Source organism: Okeania sp. SIO2F4, from assembly GCF_010672385.1.
In the GTDB taxonomy this organism is placed as follows: Bacteria; Cyanobacteriota; Cyanobacteriia; order Cyanobacteriales; family Microcoleaceae; genus Trichodesmium.
The window spans coordinates 1-4,841 of record NZ_JAAHGT010000753.1 but is presented as its reverse complement, the minus strand read 5'-3'; the positions used below and the strand labels follow the sequence as shown (position 1 = coordinate 4,841).

The window sequence follows — 4,841 nt, the reverse complement described above, 5'->3', positions numbered from 1 at the left end:
CTTTTTTCTCAGAAATAGTGTATTGAATTAGACATAAAGAAGTGAGAAATGCACACCAAGATTCTTACTCCCCCCTCTTCCCCCTCTTCCCCTCCAGGGAGGGGTTAGGGGTGGGTCCCCCTCTCCCCACCCTCCCACAAGGTTTTCGGAGTTTCTTATAAGGGATAGCCTTTTAAAGGGAGGCTTTAGACCTCCGAATTTGGTAAGGGAGATTGAATATTGAAGTATATAGGATTTACCGAATTATTAATTATTAATAATTAATAATTAAATAATTCGCGCCTTGAAGCCTCCCCTTGGATAGGGGAAAAAGCGGTCGAGGGATGGCGAAGAAACCTCGCCATATCAAATCGACCAAGAGAAAAGTGCTAGGATATTTCCTGATCTTCAATTCCCTCGCGGTTTTAACCTTCTTGTAATTATCAATTATCCATTATCAATTATCAATTAATGAAACAGAGACACTATATATAGCGCTTAAAAACTATAACGTTATAAATATGTAGTGTTTAGAACTCAAAAATGCGTAAGTTCTGGTATAGTTATAAACATATACTATATAACCGGATTCTATATCAAATACTATCAGAATGGCGTTCCTGAATTAGGGTATGATATTAATCCTAATTACTTAGGAGTCAGGAGTCAGGAGTCAGGAGGGAAGAAAGAAGAAGAAACAGGGGCGTTGCTGAATCAAGGGATGAATCTTTGAGTAAAAGGTGAATCTAATCTTTTAGTTCCTCTTTCTCCAAAACTATAATTCATCCCATAAATATGCAACGCCATCAGAATAGTTAGCTTTCTTGGATTGCACTATTGTAACGCTACGCGGAAGCAAGCTACAACCGCACCTAAGGAATGAGTTAATGTGAGTTTTCTAGTGACAAAACTATTGCGCAATAGTTTTATGATATGTAGTCAATATAATTATAAACAAAAAGGTAAGAGTTAGAGTTCAGGATAGGAAGAAGAGAGAAAAATAAGGTATTTTGGGATGATGGTGCATAGTAATGGTGTGGGGAGTGTGGGAAGTGTGGGGAGTGTGGGGAGTGTGGGGAGTGTGGGGAGTGTGGGAGCGTGAGAAGAAATTAAAAAATATATATCTTCACCATTACAATGCAGGACTACCGGTATTTTGGTTTAGCCACTGTTCTATGACTTCCTCACAGAGCCAAAATGTCGAGCTTTCCCTTTGTTTTAAGCAAGCCTCCCATAAACCCGGTTTCTTATCAGCAAACTATTTCCAGGAATTTTAATTAGGGAAGGATGTATTTTCAGTAAACTTCCCTTAAACTTGCCTTGCATAATTTTTTGACTAGACTTCGACTGTCTATATAGAGGCTTTTTTACCTTTAATGTCTAGAGTGATGGATGAACAACTCAAACAACTGCTACAACAAATTAACTCTGCTACTGAAAGCTCAAAAATTCAGCAGACAATGGGAAGTTTATTGGCTTTGACTTCTCGGTTGCCTGGTATTCGCCAAGATTTTCACCCGGATTATTTGGAGGCACTCAATACTACTTTATTGGATGTGAGGAGAAATTTGGCACAGTTTCTCGCTAGTGCCGATCTTGACAGGGTTTCTGCCTCGACATTGCGGGAACATTATGTTAGATGGGTGAATGGGTTTCTCAAGTATGACATTCTCGACTTATATCGTTGTCATCGTCAAGAGCTTAGTCTGAATGTCACACAACCAGAGAGGGATGAGGGAGAATGGTTGGAAAGTTTATCTGAGGATGGTTTTAATTATCAGATTTTTGATTCATTGGATAGTTTGCTGCAACAGGAAGAAAATCAAATGACTCAAAATAAAGGTTTAATTTTGGAATTGTATATTGAGTCAGATCCAGAAGGAAAATTAAGTGGTTGTCATCCGCAAAATTATCCTAACTGTAATGCTAAGGCAATAGTGGAATATTTTTATTTGAGCGATCGCTCTGAAAAAATTACTGTTAAGGAGGATTGGGTTATTGCTAAGAGTAAGAGGGAATTAACTATTAAAAAAAGTACAAAAAGGATTATTTTGGCTGCTGCGGAACCGAAAAAACCTTGGCAAGGTTTTGCTAAAAAACAGGGAATTAATTATCAAACTCTGAAAGCTCATTGGCAGCGAAAATGTTTGCCTTTGTTAAGGGAAATTGTTAGGGATATTGAGAATAATTTGGATGATTACAGTCAACTTTTATTAAAAGAAAGACCTAACAACCTAGCTCGCTTCCCTGCAAGGGAAGGGAGAAATTTTTCTCAAGATTAAGATTAAATAGTATATTTGAGACCTGGTGAAAAAGATACAGACTTTTTGCAAATAGTAGGAAATAGAGAACACTTAACTCGGAACAGGTAACATATTTTCATAAAAAAGGTACGAAAAATGATTTTGTAAGTAACTTTTACTTCTCTTGCTTATGTTAAATAAAGTAAGCATTCAGCCATCAGCTATCAGCTATTGACGATAGGAGGAGATAAAAGCAATTAAGAAATTGAGAGAAAATTAAAATTCAGTGCCAAAGTACGCTCCTTTAACCTTAGAAAGAAGTTATTTATTATGGGCTAATAGCTGACTGCTAACAGCTGAATGCTTACTAAATAAAGAGCAAGTTTATTTTCTGGAGATATCTATTTGACTCACAAATAAATAACTACTCACTCCTCTATTAGTAGGAGAGGAGCTGGAGGATAGGTCAATATTTTTTAGGAAAAATTCACGATGAATAATTACACAAAATTACGTCCTGTTATTATACCTTTGGATGCTAGGATACATCAAAAAGCATCGGCTTTAGCTGCCGAACAATCTCATCCAGAAATTGCCAAACAAGTTTACTTAAATATTTTGGCTGTTACTGCTGTTTCTGATTTGTTGAAGTGGTTAGAATTTGAGACAAATTTAGAGCAGACATATAGTTTCGATCCGTTTCTGACTGGGTTGTTCAATGCCAGAGATTTGATAGTAGAAAATAAGCAGTTATTTTGCGTACCTATTTTGCCTGGAGTAAGAGAATTTTATTTGGTTTCAGATGTGGCTGAAAATTTTATTGGTTATGTGGCTGTACAATTTCAGCACAGTTTAGATAAGGTGGAAATTTGGGGATTTTATCCAGCACTTGCCAAGGATAATTTACCGGAAAAAATATCTCTGGAAGATTTGCAACCTCTGGATAATTTATTTGAGTTTTTGGAGAAAAATAAACAGGAAGTTTTACCCCAGAATGGTTTGGTAAATTTAGCTAATTGATTTGCTGGAATTTTTGAGGAAATTTGGTTGTCTCCTGAAGCAGTTTTTACTCCTAAATTAGGCTTTGCTAAAAGTAGTTATGTTGACAGGGTTAAGAGAGCGAAAGTTATAGATTTTGGTTTACTTTTAAATCGGCAAAAAGTGGCTTTGGTTGTTACTATTCAGCCGGAAGCTGATTCGGAAGTGGGGGTATTAGTACAAGTTCATCCTATCGACAAACAAGAATTTTTGCCTCCTGGTTTAAGGTTAAAAATTGAATTAGAATCAGATAGCGAGGAAGTAGAAGCTAGGGCAGCCGACCAATTAATTCAGTTGGAATTTAGCGAACTTCCTGATAGATGTTTTTCTGTGAAAGTTATTTTATATGATGCAGAAATAGTTGAGAATTTTGTGGTTTAGGTAAGTATTAGAATGTCATGGCGAGGGGGTAGTTCAATAATTAATAATTAATAATTAATAATTACTTCTTCTTTTCAAGAAGAGGATTGGTTAAAAGAGAATTCTTTTTCGCAATGACAATATTAGACTTTCAAATGTCATGGCGAGGGGGTACATAAAGGAATTATTTGGGTCGAGCTAATGTTAAGCCCTCTGAAGCAATCTCACCATATAGCAAAAGATTGCTTCGGCTAAATAAATTCTTTTTTCCAAATATTTAAGTTTTTTTATGACCGCCTCGCAATGACAATATTAGACTTTAAAATCTCATGGCGAGGAGCAGATTAAAACAATTATTTTGGCTAATTCAATACTCCGTCGCCTTGGCAATATTTTAACTAGGAGATTGCTTTAGCTAAATTAATAGTAATTCCAGGAGGTTAACGAATTTCATAACCACTTCGCCATGACAATATAAGATTTTAAAATGTCACAGCGAGGGGGTAGATTAAAACAATTATTTTGGCTTATTCAATATCCCGTCGCCGTGGCAATCTTTCAACTAGGAGATTGCTTCAGCTAAATTAATAGTAATTCCAGGAGGTTAACGAATTTCATAACCACTTCGCCATGACAATATTAGACTTGAAAATGTCATGGCGAGGGGGTAGATAAAGGAATTATTTGGGTTGCTCTAATATTAAGCCCCCCGAAGCAGTCTCACTATTTTCATGGTGAGGGGGTATATAAAAGAATTATTTGGGTTGCTCTAATATTAAGCCCCCCGAAGCAGTCTCACTATAGAGCAAAAGATTGCTTCGGCTAAATAAATTCTTTTTTCCAAATATTTAAGTTTTTTTATGACCGTCTCGCCATCACAATATGAAACTTTAAAATCTCATGGCGAGGGGGTAGATAAAGAAATTATTTTGGTCGAGCTAATATTAAGACCCCTGAAGCAATCTCACCATAGACTAAGAGATTACTTCGGCTAAATAAATGCTTTTTTCCAAATATTTAAGTTTTTTTATGACTGCCTCACCATGACAATATAAGATTTTAAAATGTCATGGCGAGGGGGTAGATAAAGAAATTATTTTGGTCGAGCTAATATTAAGACCCCTGAAGCAATCTCACCATAGAGCAAAAGATTGCTTCGGCTAAATAAATTCTTTTTTCCAAATATTTAAGTTTTTTTATGACTGCCTCACCATGACAATA

General features: G+C 36.0%; 5 protein-coding genes. All 5 read left to right on the top strand.

The genetic code is table 11. The features are described 5' to 3' along the window. Nucleotides 1-505 precede the first annotated feature (505 nt). The 5 genes from F6K22_RS31995 (at nucleotide 506) to F6K22_RS31975 (ending at nucleotide 3,641) form a co-directional block, all read left to right on the top strand. Complete coding sequence (locus tag F6K22_RS31995) at nucleotides 506-712, top strand: hypothetical protein (protein ID WP_293107595.1); 207 nt, start codon at nucleotides 506-508, stop codon at nucleotides 710-712. A 298-nt stretch (nucleotides 713-1,010) separates the two neighbouring features. Further along, a complete protein-coding gene (locus F6K22_RS31990) occupies nucleotides 1,011-1,256 on the top strand; it encodes a hypothetical protein (RefSeq protein WP_293107593.1) in 246 nt (81 codons plus the stop codon). Nucleotides 1,257-1,355: 99 nt separating this feature from the next. Then, nucleotides 1,356-2,261 carry a hypothetical protein gene (locus tag F6K22_RS31985; RefSeq protein ID WP_293107591.1) on the top strand — a complete coding sequence of 302 codons (906 nt, stop codon included), beginning with the start codon at nucleotides 1,356-1,358 and terminating at the stop codon, nucleotides 2,259-2,261. A gap of 453 nt (nucleotides 2,262-2,714) precedes the next feature. Then, a complete protein-coding gene (locus F6K22_RS31980) occupies nucleotides 2,715-3,242 on the top strand; it encodes a DUF1822 family protein (protein ID WP_293107589.1) in 528 nt (175 codons plus the stop codon). A 27-nt stretch (nucleotides 3,243-3,269) separates the two neighbouring features. Further along, the gene (locus F6K22_RS31975) at nucleotides 3,270-3,641 is read left to right on the top strand and encodes a DUF1822 family protein (RefSeq protein WP_293107587.1); all 372 of its coding nucleotides are present in this window, start codon (nucleotides 3,270-3,272) and stop codon (nucleotides 3,639-3,641) included. Nucleotides 3,642-4,841: the final 1,200 nt, after the last annotated feature.